The sequence below is a fragment of the Paraburkholderia phytofirmans genome, assembly GCF_046028095.1.
Lineage (GTDB): Bacteria > Pseudomonadota > Gammaproteobacteria > Burkholderiales > Burkholderiaceae > Paraburkholderia > Paraburkholderia phytofirmans_A.
The window spans coordinates 239,160-265,500 of the sequence record NZ_JAQQDJ010000007.1 but is presented as its reverse complement, the minus strand read 5'-3'; the positions used below and the strand labels follow the sequence as shown (position 1 = coordinate 265,500).

The 26,341-nt window shown below is 63.3% G+C and carries 26 protein-coding genes; 11 read left to right on the top strand and 15 right to left on the bottom strand.

Translation table 11 applies throughout. From position 1 onward, the window contains the following. Window positions 1-137: 137 nt before the first annotated feature. A complete protein-coding gene (gene pdxH / locus PQR54_RS21275) occupies window positions 138-779 on the bottom strand; it encodes a pyridoxamine 5'-phosphate oxidase (protein WP_408249064.1) in 642 nt (213 codons plus the stop codon). Window positions 780-1,006: 227 nt separating this feature from the next. Between pdxH and tcdA the strand changes: the two genes are divergently transcribed. Beyond that, complete coding sequence (tcdA, locus tag PQR54_RS21270; protein ID WP_408249062.1) at window positions 1,007-1,864, top strand: tRNA cyclic N6-threonylcarbamoyladenosine(37) synthase TcdA; 858 nt, start codon at window positions 1,007-1,009, stop codon at window positions 1,862-1,864. 57 nt (window positions 1,865-1,921) lie between these two features. On the opposite strand, the gene trxA is transcribed toward tcdA, so the two are convergent. After that, a complete protein-coding gene (gene trxA / locus PQR54_RS21265) occupies window positions 1,922-2,770 on the bottom strand; it encodes a thioredoxin (RefSeq protein ID WP_408249060.1) in 849 nt (282 codons plus the stop codon). Between the two features lie 130 nt (window positions 2,771-2,900). After that, window positions 2,901-3,776, bottom strand: a complete 876-nt coding sequence (locus PQR54_RS21260; protein ID WP_408249058.1) for a pirin family protein — start codon at window positions 3,774-3,776, stop codon at window positions 2,901-2,903. Window positions 3,777-3,956: 180 nt separating this feature from the next. On the opposite strand from PQR54_RS21260, the gene PQR54_RS21255 reads away from it, so the two are divergent. Further along, complete coding sequence (locus tag PQR54_RS21255; RefSeq protein WP_408249056.1) at window positions 3,957-4,838, top strand: EamA family transporter; 882 nt, start codon at window positions 3,957-3,959, stop codon at window positions 4,836-4,838. Window positions 4,839-4,927: 89 nt separating this feature from the next. Here the strand turns inward: PQR54_RS21255 and PQR54_RS21250 are convergent, their stop codons facing one another. Further along, window positions 4,928-6,514 (bottom strand): N-acetylmuramoyl-L-alanine amidase, encoded by a 1,587-nt coding sequence (locus tag PQR54_RS21250; RefSeq protein ID WP_408249054.1) that lies wholly within the window; start codon window positions 6,512-6,514, stop codon window positions 4,928-4,930. Further along, window positions 6,496-7,080 (bottom strand): tRNA (adenosine(37)-N6)-threonylcarbamoyltransferase complex ATPase subunit type 1 TsaE, encoded by a 585-nt coding sequence (gene tsaE, locus PQR54_RS21245; protein WP_408249052.1) that lies wholly within the window; start codon window positions 7,078-7,080, stop codon window positions 6,496-6,498. The genes PQR54_RS21250 and tsaE overlap by 19 nt, the downstream gene beginning before the upstream one ends. 17 nt (window positions 7,081-7,097) lie before the next feature. Here tsaE and queG point away from each other — a divergent pair, with 17 nt between their 5' ends. The 3 genes from queG to xerD all read left to right on the top strand — a co-directional run bounded on the left by queG (window position 7,098) and on the right by xerD (window position 9,845). Continuing rightward, the gene (gene queG, locus PQR54_RS21240; RefSeq protein WP_408249050.1) at window positions 7,098-8,336 is read left to right on the top strand and encodes a tRNA epoxyqueuosine(34) reductase QueG; all 1,239 of its coding nucleotides are present in this window, start codon (window positions 7,098-7,100) and stop codon (window positions 8,334-8,336) included. A gap of 106 nt (window positions 8,337-8,442) precedes the next feature. After that, complete coding sequence (locus PQR54_RS21235; protein ID WP_408249048.1) at window positions 8,443-8,913, top strand: methylated-DNA--[protein]-cysteine S-methyltransferase; 471 nt, start codon at window positions 8,443-8,445, stop codon at window positions 8,911-8,913. After that, window positions 8,910-9,845, top strand: coding sequence for a site-specific tyrosine recombinase XerD (gene xerD / locus PQR54_RS21230; protein ID WP_408249047.1), 936 nt, complete (start codon window positions 8,910-8,912; stop codon window positions 9,843-9,845). Before PQR54_RS21235 ends, xerD begins: the two co-directional genes overlap by 4 nt. Window positions 9,846-9,875: 30 nt before the next feature. On the opposite strand, the gene PQR54_RS21225 is transcribed toward xerD, so the two are convergent. Continuing rightward, entirely contained in the window at window positions 9,876-11,438 is a 1,563-nt protein-coding gene (locus PQR54_RS21225; RefSeq protein ID WP_408249046.1) for a class I adenylate-forming enzyme family protein, read from the bottom strand. Window positions 11,439-11,679: 241 nt separating this feature from the next. On the opposite strand from PQR54_RS21225, the gene ybaK reads away from it, so the two are divergent. After that, window positions 11,680-12,171 carry a Cys-tRNA(Pro) deacylase gene (gene ybaK, locus PQR54_RS21220; protein ID WP_408249045.1) on the top strand — a complete coding sequence of 164 codons (492 nt, stop codon included), beginning with the start codon at window positions 11,680-11,682 and terminating at the stop codon, window positions 12,169-12,171. Window positions 12,172-12,296: 125 nt separating this feature from the next. Continuing rightward, window positions 12,297-12,941 carry a glycerol-3-phosphate 1-O-acyltransferase PlsY gene (gene plsY, locus PQR54_RS21215; protein ID WP_408249044.1) on the top strand — a complete coding sequence of 215 codons (645 nt, stop codon included), beginning with the start codon at window positions 12,297-12,299 and terminating at the stop codon, window positions 12,939-12,941. Between the two features lie 348 nt (window positions 12,942-13,289). Here the strand turns inward: plsY and PQR54_RS21210 are convergent, their stop codons facing one another. Continuing rightward, window positions 13,290-13,775, bottom strand: coding sequence for a YajQ family cyclic di-GMP-binding protein (locus PQR54_RS21210; protein WP_007180572.1), 486 nt, complete (start codon window positions 13,773-13,775; stop codon window positions 13,290-13,292). 209 nt (window positions 13,776-13,984) lie between these two features. On the opposite strand from PQR54_RS21210, the gene murB reads away from it, so the two are divergent. After that, the gene (gene murB / locus PQR54_RS21205) at window positions 13,985-15,025 is read left to right on the top strand and encodes a UDP-N-acetylmuramate dehydrogenase (RefSeq protein WP_408249042.1); all 1,041 of its coding nucleotides are present in this window, start codon (window positions 13,985-13,987) and stop codon (window positions 15,023-15,025) included. A 251-nt stretch (window positions 15,026-15,276) separates the two neighbouring features. Here the strand turns inward: murB and PQR54_RS21200 are convergent, their stop codons facing one another. Beyond that, window positions 15,277-16,503, bottom strand: a complete 1,227-nt coding sequence (locus PQR54_RS21200) for an argininosuccinate synthase (RefSeq protein WP_408249040.1) — start codon at window positions 16,501-16,503, stop codon at window positions 15,277-15,279. A gap of 262 nt (window positions 16,504-16,765) precedes the next feature. Continuing rightward, window positions 16,766-17,695 carry an ornithine carbamoyltransferase gene (gene argF, locus PQR54_RS21195; protein WP_095418379.1) on the bottom strand — a complete coding sequence of 310 codons (930 nt, stop codon included), beginning with the start codon at window positions 17,693-17,695 and terminating at the stop codon, window positions 16,766-16,768. Between the two features lie 450 nt (window positions 17,696-18,145). On the opposite strand from argF, the gene PQR54_RS21190 reads away from it, so the two are divergent. Further along, window positions 18,146-18,490, top strand: coding sequence for a DUF3579 domain-containing protein (locus PQR54_RS21190; RefSeq protein WP_408249037.1), 345 nt, complete (start codon window positions 18,146-18,148; stop codon window positions 18,488-18,490). 215 nt (window positions 18,491-18,705) lie between these two features. Here the strand turns inward: PQR54_RS21190 and rpsT are convergent, their stop codons facing one another. Then, entirely contained in the window at window positions 18,706-18,984 is a 279-nt protein-coding gene (gene rpsT, locus PQR54_RS21185; RefSeq protein ID WP_012434165.1) for a 30S ribosomal protein S20, read from the bottom strand. A gap of 515 nt (window positions 18,985-19,499) precedes the next feature. On the opposite strand from rpsT, the gene murJ reads away from it, so the two are divergent. Then, the gene (murJ, locus tag PQR54_RS21180; protein ID WP_408249035.1) at window positions 19,500-21,050 is read left to right on the top strand and encodes a murein biosynthesis integral membrane protein MurJ; all 1,551 of its coding nucleotides are present in this window, start codon (window positions 19,500-19,502) and stop codon (window positions 21,048-21,050) included. Between the two features lie 5 nt (window positions 21,051-21,055). Further along, a complete protein-coding gene (locus tag PQR54_RS21175; RefSeq protein ID WP_012434163.1) occupies window positions 21,056-21,898 on the top strand; it encodes a SirB1 family protein in 843 nt (280 codons plus the stop codon). Between the two features lie 124 nt (window positions 21,899-22,022). Here the strand turns inward: PQR54_RS21175 and PQR54_RS21170 are convergent, their stop codons facing one another. The 5 genes from PQR54_RS21170 to lpxK form a co-directional block, all read right to left on the bottom strand. Continuing rightward, window positions 22,023-22,781 (bottom strand): 3-hydroxyacyl-CoA dehydrogenase, encoded by a 759-nt coding sequence (locus PQR54_RS21170; RefSeq protein WP_408249033.1) that lies wholly within the window; start codon window positions 22,779-22,781, stop codon window positions 22,023-22,025. Between the two features lie 275 nt (window positions 22,782-23,056). Further along, the gene (gene adk / locus PQR54_RS21165) at window positions 23,057-23,722 is read right to left on the bottom strand and encodes an adenylate kinase (protein WP_408249031.1); all 666 of its coding nucleotides are present in this window, start codon (window positions 23,720-23,722) and stop codon (window positions 23,057-23,059) included. Between the two features lie 203 nt (window positions 23,723-23,925). Further along, window positions 23,926-24,732: a 3-deoxy-manno-octulosonate cytidylyltransferase gene (kdsB, locus tag PQR54_RS21160; RefSeq protein ID WP_408249029.1), complete on the bottom strand. Its 807-nt coding sequence runs from the start codon at window positions 24,730-24,732 to the stop codon at window positions 23,926-23,928. A 149-nt stretch (window positions 24,733-24,881) separates the two neighbouring features. After that, window positions 24,882-25,085 (bottom strand): Trm112 family protein, encoded by a 204-nt coding sequence (locus tag PQR54_RS21155; protein ID WP_007180583.1) that lies wholly within the window; start codon window positions 25,083-25,085, stop codon window positions 24,882-24,884. Next, entirely contained in the window at window positions 25,066-26,082 is a 1,017-nt protein-coding gene (gene lpxK / locus PQR54_RS21150; RefSeq protein WP_408249027.1) for a tetraacyldisaccharide 4'-kinase, read from the bottom strand. Before lpxK ends, PQR54_RS21155 begins: the two co-directional genes overlap by 20 nt. Window positions 26,083-26,341 lie beyond the last annotated feature (259 nt).

The following is a 26,341-nucleotide window of genomic DNA, read 5'->3' as shown; positions in this document are numbered from 1 at the left end:
TCTCTCCGTGTCCGTTGAATTAAAGCAAAGCCTGTGTGGATCGCAGCTCCGTGCGGCGCGACTCCCATGCCGCGAGTTGCCATCCGGCCGCCGCGCGCTGCTGCGTTGGCAACGCGTTCGCGGCGTTGTATTCCGATTCAAGGCGATAGGCGGGAGATTTGCCAGTCGCTGTGTTCGCCCGAGCGCGTATAGAGCAAACGGTCGTGAAGGCGCGACGGCCGGCCCTGCCAGAATTCGATTGCTTCGGGCACCAAACGATAACCGCCCCAGTGCGGTGGACGCGGTGGATGGTCGCCGTATTGCAAGCTGATTTCGCGTTCGCGTGTTTCGAGCTGCGAACGGCTTTCAATTGGCTGACTCTGATTCGAGGCCCACGCACCGATGCGTGAACCAAGCGGGCGCGACGCGAAATACGCGTCGCTTTCTTCCGCGCTGGTTTTGACGATGCGGCCTTCCACACGCACCTGGCGTTCGAGTTCGATCCAGTAGAAAAGCAGGCTGGCGTAGGGATTGGCCGCCAGTTCGCGGCCTTTACGGCTTTCGTAATTGGTGAAGAACACGAAACCCCGTTCGTCGACGCCCTTGATCAGGACGATGCGCGCCGACGGCCGGCCACGCGAGTCGACCGTGGCCAGTGTCATGGTATTCGGTTCGGGCAGTTTGGCGTCGACCGCTTGTTGAAACCACGTATCGAATTGACGAAACGGGTTACGGTCGATATCGGCAACGTCCAAAGAACCCAGCGAATAGTTTTTTCGAAGTTCGGCGAGTGAGGTCATGTTCTTATGCGAACGCTACAGTTCAATCAGTATAGCTAAGCCGCTAATTTTTTGCCTGCAACCGCATCAAGGTCCGGCGCGGTCCGTTCATGCATGCCGGCGTATGTGGCTCTCGGTGCCGCGCTTTTCGCGGCGATGCAATTCGACGCCTTCAGGCAAAATACGGGGTTGCGTACGCCTTTGCGTCGCCACTTCGTGTTTTTGCCTGACCACCGAGCCCTGCCATCATGTCCAGCACCACCGCGCAAACCGATCTTACTACCAGCCTCGACGGGAAAGAAACCGCTGACCGTGAGCGGCGCTTCGGCGGCATCGCGCGTTTGTACGGCGCGCCGGCGCTCGCCGCGTTCGAAGGCGCGCACGTCGCGGTGATCGGCATTGGCGGCGTGGGGTCGTGGGTGGCCGAGGCGCTGGCGCGCAGCGCGGTCGGCACGCTGACGCTGATCGACCTCGACAACGTCGCCGAGAGCAACACTAACCGGCAGATCCACGCGCTCGACGGCAACTACGGAAAACCGAAGGTCGAAGCCATGGCCGAACGCATCGCGGCGATCAATCCGTTTTGCGACGTGCGCCTGATCGAGGACTTCGTCGATCCGGATAACTTCGAGTCGACGCTCGGCGGCGGCTTCGATTACGTGATCGATGCAATCGACAGCGTGCGCACCAAGACCGCGTTGATCGCATGGTGCGTGGAGAAGAAACAGCCGTTGATCACGGTCGGCGGTGCGGGTGGTCAGCTCGACCCGACGCGCATTCGCATCGACGATCTCGCGCTGACGATCCAGGATCCGTTGCTGTCGAAAGTGCGCGGACAACTGCGCAAACAGCACGGCTTTCCGCGCGGCCCGAAGGCGAAGTTCAAGGTGAGCGCGGTGTATTCCGACGAACCGTTGATCTACCCGGAGGCCGCCGTGTGCGATATCGACGAGGAGGCTGAGCACGTCACCACGTCGCCGGGCCATACCGGGCCGGTCGGTTTGAACTGCGCGGGATTCGGTTCGAGCGTGTGCGTGACGGCGAGCTTCGGATTTGCCGCGGCCGCGCACGTGCTGCGGGCGTTGGCGAAGCAGGCTACGGCTTGAGGTGATTCACGCCGCGACGAGTGCCGCGGCGCCTGAATGCCGGTTGATCCAATCAGATCAGAACAGCGAAGCGCTCAGCTTGCGCCGCCATTGCGACACCAGCTCCGGCTGATGTGCGGCCAGATCGAACACCGAGAGCATCGTCTTACGGCCGATATCGTCGCGGAACGTGCGGTCGCGTTGCACGATCGCCAGCAAATGTTCGAGCGCTTCCGCGTATTTGCGACGGGCAATAAACGCGCTGGCCAGATCGAAACGCGCTTCGAGATCGGCCGGGTCGGCCGCAACCTTCGCTTCCAGCGCATCGGTGGGCGGCAGATCCGCGGCGGCGTCCACGGCGTCGAGGCGCGTCTTGATCGCGTTGAAACGCGCGTCGATACCTTGCGTCGTTTTCGGCGACAGCAGATCGACTTCGTTGCGCGCTTCGTCGAGACGATTGTCTTCGAGCAGCATTTCAATGCGGTCCATGCGCGCTTCGTCGAAACCCGGGTCGTAGGCGAGGGCGGCTTGCAGTGCGTCGTACGCATCTTCGCGGCGGCCTTCGGCCAGCGCGGTTTGCGCTTCGAGACGCGCTGCGTCCGCGCCTTGCGGCACGAGCCGCTCGATAAACTCGCGCAACTGGCCTTCAGGCAGCACGCCGACGAACTGATCGACCGGCCGACCGTCGGCAAAAGCCATGACGTGCGGAATGCTGCGCACCTGGAAGTGCGCGGCCAGTTCCTGATTCTCGTCTACGTTCACCTTCACGAGCTTCCATTTGCCGGCGGCTTCGGCTTCGAGCTTTTCCAGCATCGGGCCGAGGGTCTTGCACGGGCCGCACCAGGGCGCCCAGAAATCGACCAGCACGGGGGCCAGTGTCGACGCCGTGATGACGTCCTGTTCGAAAGTGGCCAGAGTGGTGTCCATTGCGTCCTCGTCGATAAAACGGTCTGTTGACTATTTGGGGCCGAACGCCGGGGATTCAATGCTGCCGAACCGCTTGCGCTTATTTGCGATGCTCATTTGCCTTGCTTACCTGCGTGGCTTACCTGCGTGCTTACTTGCGCTCGGGCAGCGGAATCCATTCGGTTTCGCCCGGCACCTTGCCCATTTCCTGATGGGTCCACGCCAGCTTCGCGGCTTCGATTTTCTCACGCGAACTGGCAACGAAATTCCATTCGATGAAGCGCTCGCCATCCAGCTTTTCTCCGCCGAGCAGCATGACGCGCGCGCCGTGGGTGCTCGCCAGCGTCACCGTTTCGTCGAGCGCGAGCACCGCCATCTGGCCGACTTCGAGCGATGTGCCGTCGATCTCCAGATCGCCGTCGACGAGATAGACGCCGCGCTCCTCGTGTTCCGGTTCGAGCGCAAAGGCGCCGCCCGGCGCAAATTCGCCGGCCACATACAGCGTGCCGGAGAACGTCTCGACCGGCGAGGTTACGCCGAACGCCGTGCCCGCGATCACCCGCAGCGTGACTCCGTTGCGCTCGACCACCGGCAGGGTATCAGCCGCGTGATGCGCGAACGACGGCTCGGTCTCTTCGTCGTCGAGCGGCAGCGCGACCCACGTCTGAATGCCGTGCATGGTCTGGCCGCTGGCGCGGTCCTCGTCCGGCGTGCGCTCGGAGTGGACGATGCCGCGCCCGGCCGTCATCCAGTTGACGTCGCCGGGGACGATTTTCTGCTCCGAGCCGAGGCTGTCGCGGTGCATGATCGCGCCTTCGAACAGATAGGTCACCGTGGCCAAACCGATATGCGGATGCGGCCGCACGTCGAGGCCCACGCCGGGTTCCAGGGTGGCCGGGCCCATGTGATCGAAGAAGATGAACGGGCCGATCAGGCGCGCCGCCATGGCCGGCAGCACGCGCCGCACGGTCAGACTGCCGACGTCGCGCAGATGCGGTTTGAGGACTGCTTTGATCGAGGAGGACATGGCAGGCTCGGCTGGAAGGATGGGCGGGAGTTTTTCGTTTAATAGACGATTCTACTGCGCTGGGCGCAACGACGACGGCTCGGCGTCATGTCGGCGCTCCGGGAATCCGTAGCGCGGGGCGGCGCCGGGCGCTGCCGGCTCCGCTAAACTGCCGGATCGAACAATCAATTGGAGTCCGGCATGTCGCCGAGGGATTTGCTGCTGGCGATGATCGTGGTCGTCGCGTGGGGCGTCAATTTCGTCGTGATCAAGGTGGGTCTGCATGGTGTGCCGCCCATGCTGCTCGGCGCGCTACGCTTCGCGCTCGCTGCCGTGCCGGCGGTGTTTTTCATCAAACGGCCCAATTTGCCGTGGCGCTGGCTGATTGCATATGGCGCGACGATTTCGTTCGGCCAGTTCGCGTTCCTGTTCTCGGCCATGTATGTCGGCATGCCGGCCGGACTGGCCTCGCTGGTGTTGCAGGCGCAGGCGTTTTTCACGCTGATTTTCGCCGCCATGTTTCTGCATGAGCGGTTGCGCGTGCCGAATGTGGTGGGTTTGCTGATCGCGGCGGGCGGCCTTGCCGTGATCGGCCTGCAAGGCGGCCATGCCATGACGCTGGCCGGTTTCGCGCTCACCTTGTGCGCCGCGTGCTCGTGGGCGCTCGGCAACATCGTCACGAAGAAGGTCGGCCGGGTCGATCTCGTCGCGCTGGTGGTGTGGGGCAGCCTGATTCCGCCGCTGCCGTTTTTCGCGCTGTCGTACGCGCTCGAGGGGCCGCAGCGGATCGTCGCGGCGCTGTCCGGCATCAGCGCGACGTCGATCTTCGCCATCGTGTATCTCGCGTTTATCGCCACGCTGATCGGCTACGGGTTGTGGAGCCGTCTGCTGTCGCGCTATCCGGCGAGCCAGGTCGCGCCGTTTTCGCTGCTGGTGCCGATTGTCGGTCTCGCGTCGGCGTCGCTGTTTCTCGATGAGCAGCTGTCCGCGGCGCAGATCGCGGGCGCTTTGCTGGTGATGGCGGGGTTGGCCGTGAACGTGTTCGGCGGCTGGGCCGTGCAGCGGTTTTCACTCACGCGCTGAGCGTAAGCGGCCGGCCTGAATGAGGGCGAAAAAAACGGCCGCTTCGAGCAGCCGTTTTCCATCGCATCATTGCGTTGCATGCGTGAGCATCACGTCATGCGGTTCTTCGCGAGCGGTGGATTCGCCGCGAAATAGCGCTTGATGCCGGTCATGATCGCGTCGGCCATCTTCTCGCGGTACGCGTCGTCGTTCAGGCGCCGCTCTTCGTCCGGGTTGCTGATGAAGGCGGTTTCCACGAGGATCGACGGAATGTCCGGCGCCTTCAGCACCGCGAACCCTGCCTGCTCGACCGAGCCCTTGTGCAGCTTGTTGATGCCGCCGATTTCCTTCAGCACGAAGTTGCCGTAACGCATCGAGTCGCGAATCTGCGCGGTGGTCGACATATCGAACAGCGCGCGGTTCACGGTAGCGTCGGCGGACTTGATGTTGATGCCGCCGATCTCATCCGACGAGTTCTCCTTGTTCGCCATCCAGCGCGCCGCGGCGCTCGTCGCGCCATGCTCCGACAGCGCGAACACCGAGGAGCCCTTGGCGTCGGGCGTGGTGAACGCATCCGCATGGATCGAAACGAACAGGTCCGCGCCGACGCGCCGCGCCTTCTGCACGCGCACGTTCAGCGGCACGAAGAAGTCCGCGTCGCGCGTCATCATGGCGCGCATGTTCGGTTGCCCGTCGATCTTCGCGCGCAGCTTCTTCGCGATGTCGAGCGCGACGTGCTTCTCGTACGTGCCCGAGCCGCCGATCGCGCCCGGATCTTCGCCGCCGTGGCCCGGATCGATCGCGACGGTCAGCAGACGCACCGTGTTGCTCTTGCCGGACTTGGGAGTGGTGAACGCGTAGGTATCGTCGCTGCCGGCGTCGTCCGCGCCCAGCGTGCTGGCGCTGTTGCCCTTGTTGCGGGCGATCGCCGTGGGCGGCGCCACCGGCGCAGCAGGCGTGGCGGGCTTGGCCAGGATTGGCGGCGCGGACGGCGGCGCGACGCGCACCGGCGGACGCGGCACGCCCGGCGTGGACCCACTACCGCTGCCGCCGTTCTGCGCGTAACGCTCGAAGAAGGCCTCGCTGTTATCGGCGGTGGGCGGCGTGGTGCCGGGACCGCTCAGCGTGGCGGGCGGCGCTGCGCTGTTCTCTTCGTTGAAGGTCTGCTGTTTGCGTTCGGTCTGCGCAAGCAGGTCCATCAGCGGATCGGGCGCGACCGCGGGATACAGGTCGAACACCAGCCGATACTTGTACGCGCCGACCGGCGGCAGCGTGAACACCTGCGGCTTCACCGAACCCTTCAGGTCGAACACCATGCGCACCACATGCGGCTGATATTGCCCGACGCGCACCGACTGAATCTGCGGATCGTTCGGTGTGATCTTCGACACGAGGTCTTTCAGCGCCTGGTCCAGATCGAGACCGCTCAGATCGACCACTAGCCGGTCCGGTCCCTGCAGCAACTGCTGCGCGTTCTGCAGCGGCTGATCGGATTCGATCGTCACGCGCGTGTAGTCGCGCGCCGGCCAGACCCGCACGCCGAGCACCGAACTCGCCCACGCGAGGCGCGGCGCGACGAGGCCGAGCACGAGCGTGGACGCACTCGCGCGCAGAATCTGCCGGCGCCGCCAGTTATGCGTTGCGGTAGCCGCCGATTCGATCGAGCGGAACGGTTTGATCAACATCTTTCGAGACATGCCTTTCCTGATTCGCTGTATGCCCGTGCGACGAGGACACGGCCGTCGCTTTCATTCTCGTTGTCGTTATCGAGGTCGAGCGAGAAGACAAGATCCGGCACGCCCAGCAGACGCCCCGCGCGCTGCGGCCATTCGACGAGACAGATCGCGCCGCTGTCGAAGTACTCGCGAAAGCCCGCGTCGGCCCATTCGGCCGGATCGGTGAATCTATACAGATCGAAGTGATAGAGCGCGAGTTCCCCAGCGGGCCGCTCGAGCACGTAAGGTTCGACGAGTGTGTAAGTGGGACTGCGCACGCGGCCAGTGTGGCCGAGGCCGCGCAAGGTTGCGCGTACGAGGGTGGTTTTGCCGGCGCCGAGGTCGCCGATGAGCTGGACTTGCAGTCCGTAGAAAGCCTTGTCGCCGCCCGCGCCCGGCGTATGTTGCGCGGCTTCGCGCACGCTTTCGATCGCCTGCGCGAAGCGCTCGCCGAACGCCATGGTGGCGGCTTCGTCCGCGAGCGCGAAGGTGCGTTCGAGCAGGACGTTGGCGGGCGGTTGGAGCGCTAGATCGGGATTGACGGGCATTCTCGTAAAATGGCGTGATGAACCGAAGTCCGGAGTCCCCTGTTTCCTGCACGCCTGCGTCTAACGACGATGCGCGTGCCGAGCGTCATTTCGATGAAGCGGCGCTGAAGGCGCTCGCGCTGAACATCAAAACGTGGGGCCGTGAACTGGGTTTTGGAGCGGTCGGCATTAGCGACACCGATCTCTCCGCCGCCGAAGCGCCGCTTGCAGCCTGGCTGGAAGCGGGTTGCCACGGCGAGATGGATTATATGGCGAAACACGGCATGAAACGCGCGCGGCCCGCCGAGCTTGTGGCCGGCACGCGACGTGTGATTACGGCGCGCATCGCTTATTTGCCCGCGCAGACATTGAGCGGAAAGGCGCACGAAAGCGCTTTGCAGGACGGCCCGCTCACGCAGGACTGGCGCGCAGCCGAGCATGCGCGGCTCGCGGACCCGTCGGCGGCTGTCGTGTCGATCTATGCGCGCGGCCGCGATTATCACAAGGTGATGCGTAACCGTCTGCAACATCTGGCCGAGAAAATCGAAGCCGAGATCGGCGACTTCGGCTACCGCGTATTTACCGATTCGGCGCCGGTGCTGGAAGTAGAACTTGCGCAGAAGGCCGGCATCGGCTGGCGCGGCAAGCATACGTTGTTGCTGCAACGTGACGCGGGTTCGCTGTTTTTCCTCGGCGAGATTTATGTCGACGTGCCGTTGCCGACCGACGCCGAGACCGTGCCTGAACTCGCGCCGGAAACGCCGGGCTCGCATTGCGGAAGTTGCACGCGCTGTATCGGCGCGTGTCCGACTGGTGCGATCGTCGCGCCGTATAAGGTCGATGCGCGCCTCTGCATTTCCTACCTCACGATCGAGTTGAAGGGCAGTATTCCCCTCGAATTGCGGCCGCTAATCGGCAATCGCGTGTATGGCTGCGACGATTGCCAGCTCGTGTGTCCATGGAACAAGTTCGCGCAGGCCGCGCCGGTCGCGGACTTCGACGTGCGGCACGGACTCGATCGCGCATCGTTGGTCGAACTGTTTGCGTGGAGCGCGGACGAGTTCGATACGCGCATGCAAGGCAGCGCGATTCGCCGCATCGGTTATGAGAGCTGGCTGCGCAATCTCGCGGTGGGCATGGGCAACGCGCTGCGGGCGTCGTCGGACAGCTTGAGCGAGCCGGCGCGCGAGGCGATCGTGCAAGCGCTGAGAATGCGTGCGGACGACGCTTCCGCCGTCGTGCGCGAGCACGTGGAATGGGCTTTGGAAGCGGCGTAAAGTAGCGGCAAACCGGGCGGCGCGTTGCGTGCTTAGCGTGCCTGCGCCCATGCAGGTACGCTGCCTTACAATCCCGAACGCCCGCGCCAGTGAGGAGCAGACAATCATGTTCAACGCAGTGATCGATGCGCCGTTCGGCAAGGTCGGCATTCGCCTCGAAGGCGAGGCCGTGCGCGAGATCGTCTATCTGCCGGATTCGATGCAAAACGTCGCGCCCGAATCGCCTTTGGCGAGACAGGCAGCCGAGCAGATCGAACGATATTTCGAGCGCGCGTCGGCGAAGTTCGAGTTGCCGCTGGCCTCGGTCGGCACCGCGTTTCAGAAGCGCGTGTGGCAGGCCATCAGCGACATTCCGCCGGGCGTCGTGCTGACCTACGGTCAATTGGCAAGACAACTCGGCAGCGCGCCGCGCGCGGTCGGTCAGGCGTGCGGCGCCAATTACTTTCCGATCGTGATTCCCTGTCATCGGGTGGTGAGTTCGAGCGGCATCGGCGGTTTCGCGAATCACGCCGAAGACGGTTTCTTCCGCAACATCAAGCGCTGGCTGCTGGCGCATGAAGGCATTCCCTACGCATGAGCGATACGTTGATCGATGACGCGGCCGCCGCGTCACCCCTGTTCGTCGCCAGCTCGGCATCGATCGATGCATTCTGCGACGCGCTGTGGCTCGAACACGGCCTGTCGCGCAACACGCTCGACGCATACCGCCGCGATCTGCGGCTCTTTTGCGAGTGGCTCGCGCAGAGCCGCAACGCCTCGCTCGACACCGCGAGCGAAGCCGATCTGAACGCGTATAGCGCGGCGCGGCAGAAAGACAAATCGACTTCGGCGAACCGGCGGCTTTCCGTATTTCGCCGCTACTACGGTTGGGCCGTTCGCGAGCATCGCACCAAGATCGATCCGACGGTGCGCATCCGCTCGGCGAAACAGCCGCCGCGTTTTCCGTCGACGCTCAGCGAAGCGCAAGTCGAAGCGCTGCTCGGCGCGCCCGATATCGATACGCCTTTGGGCCTGCGCGATCGCACGATGCTGGAGTTGATGTACGCGAGCGGCTTGCGCGTAACTGAACTCGTCACGTTGAAGACGGTGGAAGTCGGCCTGAACGAAGGCGTGGTGCGTGTGATGGGCAAGGGCTCGAAGGAGCGCCTGATTCCGTTCGGCGAGGAAGCGCATAGCTGGATCGAGCGCTATTTGCGCGAGGCGCGGCCCGCGTTGCTCGGCGCGCGCGCGACCGACGCGCTGTTCGTGACGAACCGCGCCGAAGGCATGACGCGCCAGCAGTTCTGGAACATCATCAAGCGTCACGCGACAGCGGCCGGTGTGCATGCGCCGCTCTCGCCGCATACCTTGCGGCATGCGTTCGCCACGCATCTGCTCAATCACGGCGCCGACCTGCGCGTCGTGCAATTGCTGCTCGGGCACACGGATATTTCGACCACGCAGATTTACACGCACGTGGCGCGGGAGCGGTTGAAGTCGCTGCATGCGCAGCATCATCCGCGAGGCTGATGCGCGTTTGCGCTGCGCTTTCGTTTTCGTTCAGAGAAACTCGCGCAGCCGGTGCTTGAGAATCTTGCCCGTCGATGCCGCCGGCAGCACGGCGAGCACTTTGACTTCGGCCGGCCGCTTGTACGGCGCGAGACGTTCGCCACACCAGTCGATCAATTCGGCTGGCGTCACCGTCGCGTCTGCAATCAACTCGACGAACGCGACCACTTCCTCGTTACCTTCCACCGCGCGTCCGATCACAGCCGATTGCACGACTTGCGGATGCGCATTCAGCACATGTTCGACTTCGGCCGGATACACGTTGAAGCCCGAGCGAATGATCAACTCCTTGCTGCGCCCGACGATATGCAGCGCGCCGTCCACGTCTTGCCGCGCGAGATCGCCGGTTTTGAGCCAGCCGTCTTCGGTGACGACCGTACGCGTCTGCTCCGGGCTGCGGTAGTAGCCCAGCATCACGTTGGGGCCGCGCACCCATAGTTCGCCGATGTCGCCCTTCGCCGCGTCGATGCCGTCGAGTCCGACGAAACGCACCTCGACGCCCGGAATGACCTCGCCTACGGAGCAATCGCTGCGCGGCGCATCGAGCATGGTGTGCGACACGGTCGGGCTGCTCTCGGTCATGCCATAACCGTTGTGCAGCGGCAGACCGTAGACGCTTTCCACCTGCGCTTTCAAGGCGGCGTCGAGCGGCGAGCCGCCCGAATAGGCGAAACGCAATTGCGGCGCGGACCATGCGTGACCGTGTGTCTGCAGATGTTCGAGCAGTTTGGCGTGCATGGCCGGCACGCCCTGGAAAATCGACACGCGTTCCTCGGCGAGCGCGCGACGCACGGCTTCCGGCGCGAAGCGCGGCACGAGCCGCAAGGTCGCGCCCGCATGCAGGCTGCCCAGACAGACGGACGCGAAACCGTACACATGCGAGATCGGCAGCACGGCATAGACGACATCGTCCGGGCCGACTTTGCGCAAGCGGCTCGAGATCGCGGCGATGAACAGCAGATTGCGGTGCGACAGCATCACGCCCTTTGGCGCGCCAGTGGTGCCCGTGGTGTAAATCAACGCGGCGCACTGGCGCTCGCTTGCGGCTTCGACCGGCTCGGCGACGGCCGCGCTATCCACCGTGTACGACCAGGCGCCGATGTCCGGCGTGATAGCGGGCGCCTTGGCGGCGTGGTGACGCTCTGCGTGCAGCTTGGCGTCGGCCGAGCTTTCCGTGGCGTAGGCGACCACACGCGGCTGCGCGTGCGCGCGGATCGAGTCGAGCTCGGAGGCGGACAGGCGCGCGTTCGAGACCAACGCCCACGCATCGAGTCGGGCGGTCGCGAACAGCAGCACGATCTGCACGATACTGTTTTCCGCGACGATCATCACGCGATCGCCGCCGCGTACGCCCCATTCGCGCAGCAGCGTGGTGGCGGCGTCGACGACTTCCAGCAGTTGCGCGCTGGTGAGGCGGCGCGCATCCTCGATCAGGGCGATGTGCTGCGGATCGCGCGCGGCGGCCAGCGCCGGAATGTCGGCGATCCTTGCGGGCAGGGCCGCCAGCAATGCGGGAATGTCGATCGTGGAACGGGTAGGCGAATCGAAGCTCAACGTTGTCTCCTTTGTCGACCGGAGTTGACGCTTTAGCTGTCGATCGGAGTTCGCGCTTTAGCGCGTTACTCCGACCCATGCAAAGCGCTTGCTCCGGTCCCATGCAAGTTTCCAAAAAATTACGGTGCCCAGCGTACGTCGCGCCGGGATATTTGCGAACGATCGTGCCACAACCGCTGGACCCGCACAATTAGCCGTTCGGCAAATAGCCGTTGCGCAAAGTCGCCATTACAATGCGCCGATGAGCAAATCCAGACACGTCTCCGAAACGCCGGCCACGCAGTTTCTGCGCCGCCATGGCGTGACCTTCGGCGAACATCCTTATGATTATGTCGAGCACGGCGGCACCGGAGAATCGGCGCGCCAGCTCGGTGTGGACGAGCATCATGTCGTGAAGACGCTGGTGATGGAAGACGAGCACGCCAAGCCGCTGATCGTGCTGATGCACGGCGACCGCACCGTCAGCACCAAGAACCTCGCGCGGCAGATCGGCGCGAAGCGCGTCGAGCCGTGCAAGCCAGAAGTGGCGAACCGGCATTCCGGCTACCTGATCGGCGGCACCTCGCCGTTCGGCACGAAGAGGCAGATGCCGGTGTACGTCGAGTCGACCATTCTCGAAATGGACAAGATCTGGCTGAACGGCGGACGGCGCGGCTTTCTGGTCAGCATCGGCCCCAAGGTGCTGACGGAGTTGCTGGCCGCGAAGGCGGTGCAGTGCGCGAGCGTCGATTGACGTTTGCCTGAATGTTTTGCGGGCGCGCCGGTTCGGTAGAATGTGCGCCGCTTTGTTCCGAGTTGCGCGCCCTGTTGCGGTTGGGGCATCGAGTTTCAGACCGCCGATCCTTATAAGAGTCCCAGATGCAAAACCTGATCGTTGCTGTCGTTGCCTACCTGATCGGTTCGGTGTCGTTCGCCGTGATCGTGAGTGCCGCGATGGGCCTCGACGACCCGCGCTCGTATGGCTCGGGCAACCCCGGCGCCACCAACGTGCTGCGCAGCGGCAGCAAGAAGGCCGCGATTCTCACGCTGATCGGCGACGCATTCAAGGGCTGGCTGCCGGTGTGGTTCGTCGTGCACTACGGCGCGCGTTACGGGCTCGACGATACTTCGGTGGCGATTGCGTCGGTGGCGGTGTTTCTTGGTCACCTGTATCCGGTTTTCTTTCGCTTCAAGGGCGGCAAGGGTGTGGCGACCGCGGCCGGCGTGCTGCTCGCGATCAATCCGATTCTTGGCGTCGCGACCCTGCTGACGTGGCTGATCGTGGCGTTCTTCACGCGCTATTCGTCGCTGGCGGCATTGGCCGCGGCGGTGTTCGCGCCGATCTTCGACGGTTTTCTGTTCGGACCGCATGTCATCGCGCTGGCGATCGTCGTGATGAGTTCGCTGCTGGTGTGGCGCCATCGCGGCAATATCGCCAAGCTGATGCGCGGGCAGGAGAGCCGTATCGGGGATAAGAAGAAGGCGGATGCGGCGGCGAGGGCGGCGGGGGGGAACGACGTTTGAACAGCGTTGCTTTGGTGCCTGGTTCCTGAGTGACCTGGTGCCTTGATGCATCGGTGGTGAGGGCTCGGTGCACCGGTATGCGCGGCGTCGCGCAGGTGCCGCGTGGAGCATACCGGCAACCGCATAGACAGACGCACGTGCTTGCGCGCCGGCAGTTTAGAGGTTGGTGCGCGGTGCTGAGTACCTGGCGGCGCCTGACGCTCAGCGCCCAGCAGGCCTGTCATGCGCGGCGGGGCGTGCGCACGCACGGTTGTCCTTCTCTCAAGGGTCTCGTCATGAACCCGACCTGCTCCGCTTATCTCGCCGCTCTACTTGTTCGGGACGCCTCGGGCGTCCTGTATCAGCACATCAATCGCGGAAGTTATTGAAGTCGAGCGGCGTGTCGGTCACGTCCTTGCGCAGCATGGCGATCACGCTTTGCAGGTCGTCGCGCTTGCCGCCGGTGATGCGCACCGCGTCGCCCTGAATGCTCGCCTGGACCTTGATCTTGCTGTCCTTCACGAGGCGCACGATTTTCTTCGATAGATCGCCTGACACGCCTTTCTTGATCTTGATGACCTGCTTGACCTTGTCGCCGCCGATCTTCTCGATCTTGCCGTAGTCCAGAAAGCGCACGTCCACGTTGCGCTTGGCCATTTTCGACAGCAGCACGTCTTTGACCTGACCGAGTTTGAAATCATCGTCCGCGTAGGCCGTGATTTCGTTTTCCTTGTGTTCGACGCGCGCGTCCGACCCTTTGAAGTCGAAGCGCGTTGAAATTTCCTTGTTGGACTGCTCGATCGCGTTCTTGACTTCGATCATGTTCGCTTCGCAGACGACGTCAAACGATGGCATTTTTTTCTCCCAATAGTGCTGCGGTGCGTGACGCAACCGGACGGCTGCTCACGGGGCACTCGCTATAATCACGGACCGGACGTCATTTTACCGACGCCGCTCCCTTTTGCCCAAGGCCGGCGCGCATAGTCGCCCGGCCGGGGTCCGAAGCCGGTTGCATCGGCTGCTTTATTCGTCGTTCCATTTGTCGTTTCACGGTTCTCATTCCGATGTCCCAATCCGATTCCGCCGCGTTCATCGCCGGCTTCCCGCTGAAGGCGCACAACACCTTCGGTTTCGATGTGCGCGCGCAGTTCGCGTGCCGCATCGAGCGTGAAGAGCAACTGATGGCCGCGGTGCGCGATCCGCGTGCTGCCGGCCTGCCGCGCCTCGTGCTGGGCGGCGGCAGCAATGTCGTGCTGACCGGCGATTTCGGCGGACTCATGCTGCTGATCGCGCTGCGGGGCCGCCGCGTCGTGCGCGAGGACGATGACGCATGGTACGTCGAAGCGGCCGGCGGCGAGCCGTGGCATGAGTTCGTCGGCTGGACTTTGGCGCAAGGCTTGCCGGGTCTCGAGAACCTCGCGTTGATCCCGGGGACGGTGGGCGCGGCGCCGATTCAGAACATCGGCGCGTATGGGTTGGAGATGGTCGAGCGCTTTGCGTCACTGCGCGCCGTGGAGCTGGCTACGGGTGAAGTCGTCGAAATGGATGCGCGGGCGTGCCGCTTCGGCTATCGCGACAGTTTTTTCAAGCGGGAAGGGCGCGACCGGTTCGTGATCACGTCGGTGACGTTCCGTCTGCCGAAGCTCTGGCAACCGCGTGCCGGCTACGCGGATCTCGCTCGCGAATTGGCCGCAAACGGCCATGCCGACACGCCGCCGACCGCGCAGGCGATCTTCGACGCGGTCGTGGCGGTGCGGCGCGCCAAGTTGCCCGATCCGTTGAAACTGGGCAATGCTGGCAGCTTCTTCAAGAATCCGGTGATCGAGGCGGCGCAGTTCGAGGCGCTGAAGACCAGAGAGCCGGATGTCGTGTCGTACCTTCAGCCGGACGGTCGGGTGAAGCTCGCCGCGGGCTGGCTGATCGATCGATGCGGCTGGAAAGGCCGCGCGATGGGCGCGGCGGCCGTCCATGAGCGGCAGGCGCTGGTGCTGGTGAATCGCGGCGGCGCGAGCGGTACGGAGGTGCTGGCGCTTGCGAAAGCGATTCAGCGCGATGTGCTGGAGCGATTTGGGGTGGAGTTGGAAGCGGAGCCCGTTTGTTTGTGATGCTTTGAATCGGCTTGTCCGACGCGCAGGCGATAAAAAAGGCGCCGGGAGGAAACTCCCGGCGCCTTTTTCTGCATCTGCACTTCCGTTTGGGTCCGCGCTTAGCGGCGTTCACGTTCGATCACATGAACTTTTAGCCTTTGCCAAATCACTCGTCGTCAGCTCAGCTGGCTTAGCGTTGTGGCATCAGCCTGCATCTCGCGGTGCTTAACTTCGCTTACGCGAAGTTAGCCTCACAGAAGCTGCCTACCTTAATCGCGTTGACGGCGCGCATTCTCCGCAATCCGCATACGCAGCGCGTTCAGCTTGATGAAGCCGCCAGCGTCGGCCTGGTTGTAAGCGCCGCCGTCGTCGTCGAACGTGGCAATCGTCTTGTCGAACAGCGTTTCCTTCGAATCGCGCGCGACCACCGACACACTACCCTTGTACAGCTTGACACGTACCCAGCCGTTGACCTTCTCTTGCGTATGGTCGATCAGCACCTGAATCGCGCGACGCTCCGGGCTCCACCAGTAGCCGTTATAAATCAGCGACGCGTAACGAGCCATCAGATCGTCTTTCAGGTGGGCCACTTCACGGTCCAGCGTAATCGATTCGATGCCGCGGTGCGCCTTCAGCATGATCGTGCCGCCCGGCGTTTCATAGCAGCCGCGCGACTTCATGCCGACGTAACGGTTTTCCACCAGATCCAGACGGCCGATGCCGTGCTTGCCGCCCAGACGGTTCAGTTCGGTGAGCATTTCCGCAGCCGCCAGACGCTTGCCGTTGATCGCAACCGGATCGCCGTGCTCGTATTCGATGTCGATGTATTCAGCCTGGTCCGGCGCCTGTTCCGGCGACACCGTCCAGCGCCACATATCGGCTTCGGCTTCCGCCTTCGGGTCTTCCAGGTGACGGCCTTCGAACGAGATGTGCAGCAGGTTCGCGTCCATCGAATACGGCGCGCCGCCTTGCTTGTGCTTCATTTCGATCGGAATACCGGCCTTTTCCGCGTACGCGAGCAGCTTTTCGCGCGACAGCAGATCCCATTCACGCCACGGCGCGATCACCTTGATGCCCGGTTCCAGCGCGTAGTAACCGAGTTCGAAGCGAACCTGGTCGTTGCCCTTGCCGGTTGCGCCGTGCGACACCGCTTGCGCGCCGGTGGCGCGGGCGATTTCGATCTGACGCTTGGCGATCAGCGGACGCGCGATCGACGTGCCCAGCAGGTACTCGCCTTCATAGATCGTGTTGGCGCGGAACATCGGGAACACGAAGTCGCGCACGAATTCTTCGCGCAGGTCTTCGATAAAGATGTTGTCCTGCTTGATGCCGAGTTGCAGGGCTTTCTTGCGCGCCGGTTCCAGCTCTTCGCCCTGGCCGATGTCGGCCGTGAACGTGACGACTTCGGCGTCGTAATTGTCCTGCAACCACTTCAGGATGACGGAGGTGTCGAGGCCGCCCGAATAGGCGAGCACGACTTTCTTGATATCGCTCATGGTGAACTCGTAGCTGGAGAAAGCGGGAAAACAAGGCGCGCCGGCGGTTCCGGAGCGCGGAAAACCACTATTTTGACACTAAACCGCAGGCTGCCCGCGTTTTTGGGGGCGTTGCGGTGTTAAAGCCGGGTCCGCTTACGGCCGGTTGCGGCCGTGGACGCCGGCTCGATGCGTGGCGCTAAACGTGGATGCCTTGCCTCGTATTCAAGGCCCCGTCGCGCTACACGCAGATGCTGCTCAACCTGCTGACTGAGCGGCTCGCTCAGTGATTCAGCTTGCCGAGCAGCAGGTATTCCATCAAGGCCTTTTGCACATGCAGACGATTTTCCGCCTCGTCCCACACGACGCTTTGCGGGCCGTCGATCACTTCGGCGCTGACTTCCTCGCCGCGGTGGGCGGGCAGGCAGTGCATGAAGAGCGCATCCGGATTGGCGCGCGCCATCATGTCGGCGTCGACGCACCAGTCGGCGAAGGCTTTCTTGCGCGCTTCGTTTTCGGCTTCGAAGCCCATGCTGGTCCAGACGTCGGTCGTGACGAGATCAGCGCCGGCGCAGGCCTCATTCGGATCGTCGAATTCTTCGTAGAACGGTGCGCTTTCGGCAGCGACCATGGCGCGGTCGAGCTTGTAACCCGGCGGCGTGGAAAGGCGCAGCTTGAAGCCGAGAATCTGCGCGGCTTCTATCCACGTGTACAGCATGTTGTTGGCGTCGCCGACCCACGCAACCGTCTTGCCGCGAATCGGGCCGCGATGCTCGAAGTACGTGAAGATGTCCGCCAGCACCTGGCACGGATGATATTCGTTGGTCAGTCCGTTGATCACCGGCACGCGCGAATTCTCGGAAAAGCGCTGGAGAATATCCTGGCCGAACGTGCGGATCATGATGATGTCGACCATGCGCGAAATCACTTGCGCGGCGTCTTCGATCGGTTCGCCACGGCCTAGCTGCGTGTCACGCGTGCTCATGAAAACGGCGTGGCCGCCCAACTGGAAGATGCCGGCTTCGAACGACAGGCGCGTGCGTGTTGAATTTTTTTCGAAGATCATCGCCAGCGTGCGATCGTGCAGCGGATGGTAAGTCTCGTAGTTCTTGAATTTGCGTTTCAGAATGCGCGCGCGTTCCAGCACGTACTCGTAGTCTTCCAGCGAGAAATCCTTGAACTGCAGGTAGTGGCGAATTTTCTTGGCGGTCATGAAACAAATACGGCGGTCTCACCCGGCAGGATTGCCGGACGGCGCCGCCGTCGTTTGTGGTAACCCGATGCAGCATAAAGGATTTCACCCGGTTTGACGAGTCGGCCAAAAGGCTGGGCAAGCTGTCTGAAAGCCTTGTGGAACCCTCAGACATGTCTTGTGTGCGCTGCGGAAAAGGGTCCGCTGCGCTATAATCTACGGGTTATCCCAAAGCCCAGCAGGCCGGTATTTCGCTTGGCCGGCCTCGGCTCGCGCGGTTCGGAACGACCTGCTCGCGGTGCGCCGTCATGACGAGCGCCAAAGCGGCTTAACCGGCTCTTCGCGGTTCTGGTGGTGTGGTTTGCCATCGCGGCATGGTCGGCGAGTTCCAGGTAATTCCCAGGCAATTCAGAGCCGTTCCGCCGTCCGTTTTGCCGCCACCCCGCTGGGCAGTCACACAGGTATTCCTACATGGCCGAAGCAGCTCCAACCGAATATTTCATTCAGGGCATCACGTCGACGGGAAAAAAGTTTCGGCCGAGCGACTGGTCGGAGCGTCTCGCAGGCGTCATGGCCTGCTTCGGCCCCGGCGCAAGGAAGGGGCCGAACGCCTACATGCAGTACTCGTTGTATGTCCGGCCGACCATGATCGGCGACCTCAAGTGCGTGATTCTCGATTCGCGTTTGCGCGACATCGAACCAATGGCTTTCGACTTCGTCCTCAACTTTGCTAAAGACAACGACCTCGTTGTGACGGAGGCGTGCGAGCTGCAACTCGAGCACGCCACGCCGCAAGAGAAAAGGCACGTGATCTAGTGCGAACCTGCCGGGTTGGCAAAAGCAAAAGCAAACGCAAAAAGCAAAAAAACCCGCTGCTAGCGGGTTTTTTTACGCCCAGTCCGTCAGCTACAAGCGCGACGAATTACGCGATACAGCGCGGATCTGTCGGTCCGAAGCAAAAAAGCCCGCCGAGGCGGGCCTTTCTGTGCAGCGGAAACAGGAGGTAGCCCACCGAGGCGGGCTGACCGGAATTACTGCGCTGCGGACGCTTGCAGACCCTTGATGGCTGCAGCGAGGCGGCTCTTATGGCGAGCTGCCTTGTTCTTGTGAACGATGTTCTTGTCGGCGATGATGTCGATGGTCTTCGACGATGCCTGGAAGATTTCAGCGGCCTTAGCCTTGTCGCCGGCGTCGATCGCCTTGCGGACAGCCTTGATAGCCGTGCGGAACTTCGAGCGCAATGCCGAGTTATGCGAGTTTGCCTTGGCGGCCTGGCGGGCGCGCTTGCGTGCTTGTGCGGAGTTAGCCATGACGGTTCCTTATCCTGTTCCTGTTTCCAGTACCTGACCTTCAAGTGGTGAGGTGCTGCTTTTAGATCGAACTCTTGGAAGCGATTGCCCAAGAGCGCAAAAGTGTCGAAAAAAATCGATCGGACTACGCGAAGGCAGGCCTGTGTTTTCGGGGTGTGCGAGGGTCTTGGCAAACGCTGTGGCGCCGCTCCAAACCCCGCCCGAAAATTGAGCGAGCTTCGAAACCGGCGATTATAGCAACAAAATCAGGCACGTGGCAACGGGAAAGCGCCAGGAAGGCCTGCCGCCCTGTTACGCAAAGTCACGCGCCCACTTGGCAGCTATATTGGACAAGCGTCGCGCAGCCCGACCGGAACGTGGGGGCGGGGCGTATCCGATGGGTCCAGAACCGCGCGGCCGCGCTACAAAAAAACGCGCCGATTCGCTTATCCGATCGAACGTCCGCGCGGCAAATCGGTCCGAATCGCGTTCCGGCTCGTCGTCCGCACTCGCGGCACCCGTATAATAAGCGCCCCATGAATCTATTCCGAGCCCTGCTGACGGTCAGCGGCTTCACGCTGCTGTCGCGCGTGACCGGACTGGCCCGCGAAACGCTGATCGCACGCGCGTTCGGTGCCAGTCAATACACTGACGCGTTTTACGTCGCCTTCCGCATTCCAAACCTGCTGCGCCGCATCTCCGCCGAAGGCGCGTTCTCGCAGGCCTTCGTGCCGATCCTCGCGGAGTTCAAGAACAGCCAAGGTCACGACGCCACCAAAGCGCTGGTCGACGCCACCTCGACGGTGCTCGCCTGGGCGCTCGCGATCCTCTCGCTGATCGGCGTCGTAGGCGCGTCGGGCGTGGTGTTCATCGTCGCCTCGGGCCTCGCGCACGAAGGTCAGGCGTACGCCCTCGCGGTCACCATGACGCGCATCATGTTCCCGTACATCATTTTCATTTCGCTGACGTCGCTGGCGTCGGGTGTGTTGAATACGTACAAGAACTTTTCGCTGCCCGCGTTCGCGCCGGTTCTGCTGAACGTCGCGTTCATCGTCGCCGCGGTGTTCGTCGCGCCGCGTCTGCAAACGCCGGTCTATGCGCTCGCGTGGGCCGTGATCGCCGGCGGCGTGCTGCAATTCATCGTCCAACTGCCGGGTCTGAAGAAGATCGACATGATTCCGCGCATCGGATTGAATCCGGTGAAAGCGCTCGCGCATCGCGGCGTCAAGCGCGTGCTGTCCAAGATGGTGCCCGCGATGTTCGCCGTCTCGGTCGCGCAGATCAGCCTGATCATCAACACGAATATCGCATCGCGCATTGGTCCGGGCGCCGTGTCCTGGATCAATTACGCCGACCGGCTGATGGAGTTTCCGACCGCGCTGCTGGGCGTCGCGCTCGGCACGATCCTGCTGCCGAGTCTTTCAAAAGCGCACGTCGACGCCGACCCGCACGAGTATTCGTCGCTGCTCGACTGGGGTTTGCGCGTCACCTTCCTGCTGGCCGCGCCGAGCGCCGTCGCGCTGTTTTTCTTCGCGCAGCCGCTGACCGCCACGCTGTTCCACTACGGCAAGTTCGACGGCAATTCAGTGGTGATGGTCGCCCGCGCTTTGTCGGCGTATGGCGTCGGCCTGATCGGCCTGATTCTCATCAAGATCCTCGCGCCGGGTTTCTACGCGAAACAGGACATCAAGACGCCGGTGAAGATCGGGGTCGGCGTGCTGATTCTCACGCAGCTGAGCAACTATCTGTTCGTGCCGATCTTCGCGCATGCGGGCTTGACGCTGAGCGTCGGGCTCGGCGCTTGCGGGAATGCGTTGCTGCTGTTTCTCGGGCTGCGCAAGCGTGGCATCTATACGCCGTCGAGCGGCTGGCTCAAATTCTTCGTGCAGTTGTTCGGCGCCTGTCTGGTGCTGGCCGGCACGATGCATTGGCTGGCCATCAGCTTCGACTGGATCGGCATGCACAGCCGCCCGGTCGACCGCATGGTGCTGCTCGCTGCGTGCCTCGTGCTGTTCGCCGCGCTATATTTCGGTATGCTTTGGCTGATGGGCTTCAAGTACGCGTATTTCAAAAGGCGAGTGAAGTGATCACGATGACGCGGGTTCTCGACTATTTCAGCACGCTCGTCGCCGAAGATGAGAGTCTTCCGCTGACCGAGGCGGCGCTCTCGCTCGCGCAGGACGCCTATCCCGATCTCGATCTGCAAGGCACGCTCGCCGAGATCGACGAACTCGTGGTGCGCTTGCAGCGACGCATGCCGGACGACGCCGACATCAAGCAGAAGGTCGGCATTCTGAACCGGTTTTTCTTTCGCGAACTGGGTTTCGCCAGCAATCTCAACGACTATTACGATCCCGACAACAGCCACCTGAACGCGGTGCTCAAACGTCGCCGCGGCATTCCGATTTCGCTGGCGGTGTTGTATCTGGAAATGGCCGAACAGATCGGTGTGCCGGTGCGCGGCGTATCGTTTCCTGGCCACTTCCTTTTGCGTGTAACGACGCCAGACGGCGACGTGATGCTGGATCCGACCAGCGGCCACTCGCTGTCCGAGTCGGAGATGGTGGAAATGCTGGAGCCGTACGTGGCGTCGGCGGGCGAATCGGTGAGCAGGGCGCTGCGCATGCTGCTGCAGCCGGCCACTCGCCGCGAGATCATCGCGCGCATGCTGCGCAATCTGAAGTCTACGTATCTTCAGACGGAACGCTGGCAGCGTCTGCTGGCTGTGCAGCAGCGTCTTGTGATCCTGCTGCCGGAAAGTATCGAAGAAGTGCGCGATCGCGGCTTCGCGTATGCGCGGCTCGATTATCTGCGCCCCGCGCTCGAGGACCTGGAGCGTTATCTCGGCGACCGGCCGGATGCCGAGGACGCAACCGTGGTGGAATCGCAATTACACGAACTGCGTCAGCGTACTCAACACGACGACCGCGAATAGAAGCACGCCCTCGCAACGGGCATCGCAATCTCCGCTCAAAACAAAACGCCAGCACATGAATGATCATGTGCTGGCGTTTTTCTTTAACGCGGCTGCTTTGTGAAACCGCCCGCTGTCTGCCGGCTTACTTCGGCTGCATCCGGATTGCGCCGTCCAGACGAATCACTTCGCCGTTGAGCATCGGATTGTCGAAGATCTGCTTGGCCAGCATCGCGTACTCGGCCGGTTTGCCGAGGCGGGGCGGGAACGGCACCATCGCGCCGAGGGCGTCCTGCACTTCCTGCGGCATGCCGAGCAGCATGGGCGTTTCGAAAATGCCAGGTGCGATCGTCATCACGCGGATCGCGTTGCGCGACAGGTCGCGTGCGATAGGCAGCGTCATGCCGGCCACGCCGGCCTTGGATGCCGCATAAGCCGCCTGGCCGATCTGACCGTCAAACGCGGCCACCGACGCCGTGTTGATGATCACGCCACGCTCGCCATTCGCGTTCGGCTCGTTCTTCGACATGGCCGCGGCGGCGAGCCGGACCATGTTGAAGGTGCCGATCAGATTGATCGAGATGGTGCGCGCGAACGCGTCGAGCGGATGGGGGCCGTCTTTGCCGACTGTTTTGACGGCCGGCGCGACGCCCGCGCAGTTGACCAGGCCGCGCAGCGTGCCGAGCTTGGTGGCGGCTTCAACGGCCTGGGTGGCGTCGTCTTCGCGGCTCACGTCGCATTTGACGAACACACCGCCGAGTTCCTTGGCGAGCGCTTCGCCGGCATCCACATTCAGGTCGGCGAGCACCACTTTGCCGCCGTTTTCGACGAGCAGGCGTGCTGTGGCTGCGCCCAGTCCCGATGCACCGCCGGTGATCAGGAAAACGTTGTCACGAATCTCCATGTCTTCTCCTTTGCTACGGTTCAGTAATGTCTGGATCGAATATCTTTTCGATGAACGATTGTAACGGCTATGCTGCGACGCAGAAAGCAAAGCGGGCAGGCGGCAAATTGACGCGCTGGCGGCGGCGTGCACGCGCAGCAGATCGCTACGGATGGCTAATTAATATCAAGCGCGGGCACGGAGAAATCGTTCACTGCATTCGAACCATCCGCTGCATAAAAAAACCCGCCGGCAAGGGCGGGTCTTTCCTGAAGCGAACACAAACGGCAACGAGCTTACTTCAACGCCTCGAACGCGCGGTCACGAATTTCGTCGACGCTGCCGAGACCCGAAATGCGCCGATATTGCGGCGCGGTCAACGGAGTCGACGAATCGCCGTTTTTGGCCCAGGTGTTGTAGTACTCGATCAGCGGCTTGGTTTGCGCCTCGTACACTTCCAGACGCTTCTTGACGGTTTCTTCCTTGTCGTCGTCGCGCTGGATCAGCGGTTCGCCGGTCACGTCGTCCACGCCTTCGACCTTCGGCGGATTGAACTTGACATGATACGTACGGCCCGACGCGGCGTGCGAGCGGCGGCCGCTCATGCGCAAGATGATCTCGTCGAACGGCACGTCGATCTCCAGCACGTAGTCGATCGGAACGCCGGCCTGCTTCATGGCTTCAGCTTGCGGAATGGTGCGCGGAAAACCGTCGAACAGATAGCCGTTCGCGCAGTCCGGCTGTTGCAGACGCTCTTTCACCAGATTGATGATCAGCTCGTCCGTGACCAGCTCGCCGGCATCCATGAAGCGCTTCGCTTCGAGGCCGAGCGGCGTGCCGGCCTTGACGGCCGCGCGCAGCATGTCGCCGGTGGAAATCTGCGGAATGCCGAATTTTTCCTTGATGAAGTTTGCCTGAGTGCCCTTACCCGCGCCGGGTGCACCCAAAAGGATCAAACGCATGTGATATCTCCAGATCTATGTGAATTCTTTGGCGGCGCTGCGGACATCCCACGAAAAGCCGAGGGACCCGCATCGGTTGCCGTTTGGGTTTCGCGCTGCACGTCGACGACGGCGCTGCAAAACGATAACGGCGCGACCGGGCAAACCCTGGCTCTCGCGTGTAGCGGGAGGCGCGCACAACCGTCCGATTATGCCATGGGTTTTTACGCCCAAGACCCGAATAAAGCCTGCACGCGCGCGAGATCGGCGGGCGTGTCCACACCGGGCAGCGGCACGTCGTGCGTGACGAGCACAGCGATCCGCTCGCCGTGCCACATCGCGCGCAATTGTTCGAGCGCTTCGACCTGTTCGATCGGCGAAATCGCGAGGCTGGGGTACGTGCGCAGGAATTGCGCACGATAGGCGTACAACCCGATATGCCGATGAACCACCGCGAGCGCGGGCGGCGCGGGCATCGACGCGACATTCGGCCAGAGCGGCTGGTAGGCGTCGCGTGCCCAGGGAATCGGCGCGCGCGAGAAGTACAGCGCGACGCCGCGCGCGTCGAGCACGACCTTGACGACGTTCGGGTTGAAAATTTCAGCGGGGTCGGTGATCGGATGCGCGGCGGTGGCGATTGCGCAGCCGTCGCTTGCCGCAAGGTGCGACGCAACGCCGCACACGAGCGCCGGATCGATCAGCGGTTCGTCGCCCTGCACGTTGACCACAATCGTGTCGTCGCTCCAGCCGAACTGCGCCGCGACTTCCGCGAGACGGTCGGTGCCGGACGGATGGTCCGCGCGCGTCAACACGGCTTCGAAGCCGTGGTCGCGGGCGGCGTCGAGCACGGCTTGCGCGTCCGAGGCGACCAGCACCTGCTGTGCGCCCGATTCGCGCGCGCGTTCGGCGACCCGCACCACCATCGGCTTGCCGCCGATGTCGGCGAGCGGCTTGTTGGGCAGACGCGTCGAGGCGAGCCGGGCCGGCACGACGGCGATGAACGGGGGAGTGGCGGTGTTGGCGTGGGTCATCGGCAGGACAGGCACAAAGACGGGCGGCGATGAAGCCGGAGGAAAGCGGCCGCGCGTGCGGCGCGGCTGCGGACGGGCAAGACGACGAATGCGAACAGCGCCACGCGGCACGCCTCAAACACGGCCGCCGCGCGCGAGGGCGGTTTGGCTCAGGCCACGGAGCCCGGATTCAGATCGACCGGCGTGCCTTCCACGGTCTGCCGTGCTTCGTCGACCAGCATGACGGGAATGCCGTCGCGAATCGGATAGGCCAGCTTGTCCGCGTTGCAGATCAGCTCCTGCGCGGCGCGATCGTAGCTGAGCGGGCCCTTGCAGATCGGGCAGACGAGAATTTCAAGCAGGCGAGCGTCCACGGACTTTCTCCACAACTAATGCAATGAGGCGATGATCGAGCGCGGCTTCGACCGGGACTACCCAGATGCGCGCGTCGTGCCAGGACCCTAATTTTACCGCATCCTTTTCCGTTATCAGGATGGCGTCGGCGTCCACATCGGTAAAAGGATTGCGCTCGAACGCGTAGTGATCCGGCAAGGCGCGCGTGGCAGGCGTGAGGCCGGCGGCGCGCAGCGTAGCGAAAAAACGCTCCGGCGCGCCGATGCCGGCCGCGGCCAGCACGCGATCGCCGCTGAATTGCGCGAGCGGACGGCGCAACGCGGGATTGTCCAGATGCCACGCGTCGGCGGGCGCGAGTTGCAGCGCGAAGGTGTTCGGCCACGCCGGCAGCGTGCGCGCGTACGGATCGTTGATGAGCGTCGCGTCGCGGCGGCGCGACAGCGGCTCGCGCAGCGGGCCGGCCGGCAGCAGGAAGCCGTTGCCGCCGAGCCGGTGATCGAACACGACCAGTTCGGCGTCGCGCTTGAGCCGGTAATGCTGCAAACCGTCGTCGCTCACGATCACGTCGACTTCGCGGTGCGCGGCGCACAGCGCCTGCGCGGCCGCCACGCGATCCGGACAGACCCACACCGGCGCGCCGGTGCGGCGCGCGATCAGGAGCGGCTCGTCGCCGCCGACACTTGCCGCCGAGGTCGGCGTGACGCGCGTCGGCGATTTCACGCGCGCGCCGTAGCCGCGCGATACGACGCCGGGTTTGAAGCCCGCGGCGCGTAACGCCTCGACCAGCGCGATCACGGTCGGCGTCTTGCCGGTGCCGCCGACGGTCACATTACCGACCACCACCACGGGCACCTCGATGCGAACCGATTTCAACCAGCCGAACGAAAAGGCGGCGCGGCGCGCGGCGGCAACTGCGCCGAACACGCAGGCGAGCGGCGACAGCGCCCAGGCGAGCGGGCCGCGCTGCTGCCATTCGCGCGCGAGGCGTGCCTCGAGACGGTTGCTGACGTCGCTCATGGGCACGTCGCGCAAACGACCGGCGCGCCGTTCGGACAAAGGCAGCCGGACGGCGGCGTGAAGGAGCTAGGCGCAATACGCGGGGCAAGCATCAACGCGGTTCTCCGGACTATCGAAAGTGAGGCGAAAAATAAATCTGGGCGGCATGGCCGCGCACTAGCGCAGTGTGCCGCATGCTGGACGCTGCAGGGGCGTTCGGCATGCCGTCGAACCCGCCACTCTAGCGCGCTGGCGTCCCGCGCGGCAAGTCGCGCACCCT

What these genes read in the sequence shown, in the direction of transcription:
- pdxH (WP_408249064.1), bottom strand. Translation starts at nt 779, where the DNA reads ATGACCTCACTCGCCGAACTTCGAAAAAACTATTCGCTGGGTTCTTTG.
- tcdA (WP_408249062.1), top strand. Translation starts at nt 1,007, where the DNA reads ATGTCCAGCACCACCGCGCAAACCGATCTTACTACCAGCCTCGACGGG.
- trxA (WP_408249060.1), bottom strand. Translation starts at nt 2,770, where the DNA reads ATGGACACCACTCTGGCCACTTTCGAACAGGACGTCATCACGGCGTCG.
- PQR54_RS21260 (WP_408249058.1), bottom strand. Translation starts at nt 3,776, where the DNA reads ATGTCCTCCTCGATCAAAGCAGTCCTCAAACCGCATCTGCGCGACGTC.
- PQR54_RS21255 (WP_408249056.1), top strand. Translation starts at nt 3,957, where the DNA reads ATGTCGCCGAGGGATTTGCTGCTGGCGATGATCGTGGTCGTCGCGTGG.
- PQR54_RS21250 (WP_408249054.1), bottom strand. Translation starts at nt 6,514, where the DNA reads ATGTCTCGAAAGATGTTGATCAAACCGTTCCGCTCGATCGAATCGGCG.
- tsaE (WP_408249052.1), bottom strand. Translation starts at nt 7,080, where the DNA reads ATGCCCGTCAATCCCGATCTAGCGCTCCAACCGCCCGCCAACGTCCTG.
- queG (WP_408249050.1), top strand. Translation starts at nt 7,098, where the DNA reads ATGAACCGAAGTCCGGAGTCCCCTGTTTCCTGCACGCCTGCGTCTAAC.
- PQR54_RS21235 (WP_408249048.1), top strand. Translation starts at nt 8,443, where the DNA reads ATGTTCAACGCAGTGATCGATGCGCCGTTCGGCAAGGTCGGCATTCGC.
- xerD (WP_408249047.1), top strand. Translation starts at nt 8,910, where the DNA reads ATGAGCGATACGTTGATCGATGACGCGGCCGCCGCGTCACCCCTGTTC.
- ybaK (WP_408249045.1), top strand. Translation starts at nt 11,680, where the DNA reads ATGAGCAAATCCAGACACGTCTCCGAAACGCCGGCCACGCAGTTTCTG.
- plsY (WP_408249044.1), top strand. Translation starts at nt 12,297, where the DNA reads ATGCAAAACCTGATCGTTGCTGTCGTTGCCTACCTGATCGGTTCGGTG.
- PQR54_RS21210 (WP_007180572.1), bottom strand. Translation starts at nt 13,775, where the DNA reads ATGCCATCGTTTGACGTCGTCTGCGAAGCGAACATGATCGAAGTCAAG.
- murB (WP_408249042.1), top strand. Translation starts at nt 13,985, where the DNA reads ATGTCCCAATCCGATTCCGCCGCGTTCATCGCCGGCTTCCCGCTGAAG.
- PQR54_RS21200 (WP_408249040.1), bottom strand. Translation starts at nt 16,503, where the DNA reads ATGAGCGATATCAAGAAAGTCGTGCTCGCCTATTCGGGCGGCCTCGAC.
- argF (WP_095418379.1), bottom strand. Translation starts at nt 17,695, where the DNA reads ATGACCGCCAAGAAAATTCGCCACTACCTGCAGTTCAAGGATTTCTCG.
- PQR54_RS21190 (WP_408249037.1), top strand. Translation starts at nt 18,146, where the DNA reads ATGGCCGAAGCAGCTCCAACCGAATATTTCATTCAGGGCATCACGTCG.
- rpsT (WP_012434165.1), bottom strand. Translation starts at nt 18,984, where the DNA reads ATGGCTAACTCCGCACAAGCACGCAAGCGCGCCCGCCAGGCCGCCAAG.
- murJ (WP_408249035.1), top strand. Translation starts at nt 19,500, where the DNA reads ATGAATCTATTCCGAGCCCTGCTGACGGTCAGCGGCTTCACGCTGCTG.
- PQR54_RS21175 (WP_012434163.1), top strand. Translation starts at nt 21,056, where the DNA reads ATGACGCGGGTTCTCGACTATTTCAGCACGCTCGTCGCCGAAGATGAG.
- PQR54_RS21170 (WP_408249033.1), bottom strand. Translation starts at nt 22,781, where the DNA reads ATGGAGATTCGTGACAACGTTTTCCTGATCACCGGCGGTGCATCGGGA.
- adk (WP_408249031.1), bottom strand. Translation starts at nt 23,722, where the DNA reads ATGCGTTTGATCCTTTTGGGTGCACCCGGCGCGGGTAAGGGCACTCAG.
- kdsB (WP_408249029.1), bottom strand. Translation starts at nt 24,732, where the DNA reads ATGACCCACGCCAACACCGCCACTCCCCCGTTCATCGCCGTCGTGCCG.
- lpxK (WP_408249027.1), bottom strand. Translation starts at nt 26,082, where the DNA reads ATGAGCGACGTCAGCAACCGTCTCGAGGCACGCCTCGCGCGCGAATGG.